Source organism: uncultured Campylobacter sp. (assembly GCF_938018145.1).
Lineage (GTDB): Bacteria > Campylobacterota > Campylobacteria > Campylobacterales > Campylobacteraceae > Campylobacter_A.
Genome location: NZ_CALIII010000073.1, coordinates 1 through 2,135, shown reverse-complemented (window position 1 = coordinate 2,135; position 2,135 = coordinate 1). Strand labels below are relative to the sequence as shown.

Here is a 2,135-nt window from a genome sequence, read left to right as displayed (position 1 = left end):
CTCGCGCGGGTATCGAAAAGGGCGTAGCCAGCACCAAAGCCTTCGCGACGCAGGTCGTGACGCTATGGATGCTAGCGCTGCAAATCGCGCAGGCTAAAGCCTCAATAAGCAAAAACGAGCTAAAAAGCGAGATCGCGGCACTCCTGCACGTTCCGCAAATTTTAAACATCAGCAAAGAGCCGCAAGAGCGCATCCGCCGCCTAGCCAAGCACTATTTGCACGGCCACGGCTTCTTTTTCATCGGGCGAGATATATTTTATCCGCTGGCGCTCGAAGGCGCGCTAAAGCTCAAAGAGATCTCCTATCTGCACGCCGAGGGCTATCCAGCCGGCGAGATGAAGCACGGCCCTATCGCGCTTGCCGACGAGAGGCTCTTTACGATCGCGCTAATGCCAAAAACCATACTCTACGACAAAACCAAGAGCAACGTCGAGGAGCTAGCCGCTCGCGACGCCTATATACTTGCGATTAGCCCCGAGGAGTTCGAGCTTAGCGACGATTTTATAAAGACTAGCAAACAAGCTCACCCTATGAGCGAGTTTTTCGAGATGATGATCATCCTGCAGCTTTTTGCGCTAGAGATCGCCGTGAGGCTGGGCAACGACGTGGATATGCCGCGAAACCTCGCTAAAAGCGTGACAGTGGAGTAAATTTAGTAGGCGAAATTTGACGGACGACGCTAAATTTCGCTTTTAATCCTAATCTGCAAATTTGGGCGAGAGGTTGCCCGCCTAAATTTCTCTCAAATTTTATTCTAAATTTAAATACAAATTTATCGGCGCCCGGGAGTATCATGCAAAATTTAAACGAAAAATATGAAATTTATCAAAAAAGGCTAGATAAAAAGGCGGGTCGCCTCACGTCGCTGATGAACGATGCAAAATGGCTTAAGCTCTGCGAAATTTTAGAAGCTTCGGGTTGCAAGGATATACGCGTAAAGCTATTATCGGGCAAGGAGGAGATCGCGCTCGTCTGCGGTTTTGGGTGCTTACAGGACGGGTATTCTGATTGCGCCAACGGAGCTATTTTGTTTAAAGACTTACACTGGGTTTTCGTGCCTAAATTTTACGAGCAAACGCGCATGAACAGAACCGAAAAGCTTGCCTCAAATTTTATCCCAAATCCGCTTGAAGCAGTGCTGGACACCATGACAAAGGCGGGCAAATTTGACTACGAAATAGACGAAAGCGGGCTAAAAATTTACGGATATAGATAAATTTGGCGCAGGCAAACGGAGTCAAATTTAAAACCGCGCTCGCTCGCCAAATGCTGCAAAATTTGATAAAATTTGACGAAATTTAACCCAAAGGAGCAAATATGGGTGCTCATCTATGCCCAAAATGCGGCGAAAACACGATCTACTTCGACGGCATTTGCCACTCGTGTAGCCAAAGGCAAAGGCGGAATGAAATTTTAAACCTAAGCGCGGACGAAGTAGAAGCGATGATCTTAAAAATCGCGGAGCGAATCGATGAGATCGAAAAATGGGATGAGATCTGCAATGATTTTTGGGCGCTTTTTAGCCTGCTGGATATCCACGATCCAAGGATCGCGCGAGCTGCGGCGGCGAAGCAGATCTACTATCCGCCCGAGCTCTACTTCGGCGCGCCGGACGACGTAAAAGACGCACTCATAACAAAACTAAACTCGCTAGAGGACAACTCCAAAAACGTGCTAAACCACCTACTTTGCGCGCTTGCCTGGCAGGGCGGCGAGCAGACAGCTGAGCTTTTTTACGAGCTGTATAAAAACCCGCGGCCGTGGCGCAAAAAACTCTACGTGGGTACCGAATTTTACGCAAAAATCGGCGGCTGGGCGTTTGACGAGACGGGCGAGCGAAAATCGCTCGTTTTTGATAAATGTCTTACCGCGGTACGCGTAAAAGATGGCAAGCGCGCGAGCCAAAGCGCAAATTTAAACTCAAACCAAAGCGCGGATGAGCCCGTACAAATCGGCGAACCTACAGGCCAAGAGTGCGAGTTTTGCGGCTGCGAGATACTGGATATGCTGCGCCTAAAGGCATCCGATCCGCGGCTTGCGTTTTTAAATTTAAAGCACGACGCGATCTTTCGCTGCTGCCCAACCTGCGTCGGCTCGGTAATGTATTTTTGCAAATGCGGCGCGGACGGCGAACT

The 2,135-nt window shown here is 49.3% G+C and carries 3 protein-coding genes; all 3 read left to right on the top strand.

The window, feature by feature from the left end; genetic code table 11:
- Positions 1-650: SIS domain-containing protein (locus Q0338_RS01655; RefSeq protein WP_298085242.1), on the top strand; the 650-nt coding region annotated here is incomplete at its 5' end.
- Between the two features lie 143 nt (positions 651-793).
- Positions 794-1,216 carry a DUF6678 family protein gene (locus Q0338_RS01650; RefSeq protein WP_298085241.1) on the top strand — a complete coding sequence of 141 codons (423 nt, stop codon included), beginning with the start codon at positions 794-796 and terminating at the stop codon, positions 1,214-1,216.
- Positions 1,217-1,317: 101 nt separating this feature from the next.
- Positions 1,318-2,135 (top strand): cytochrome C (locus Q0338_RS01645; protein ID WP_298085240.1); only part of this gene is annotated, 818 nt, incomplete at its 3' end.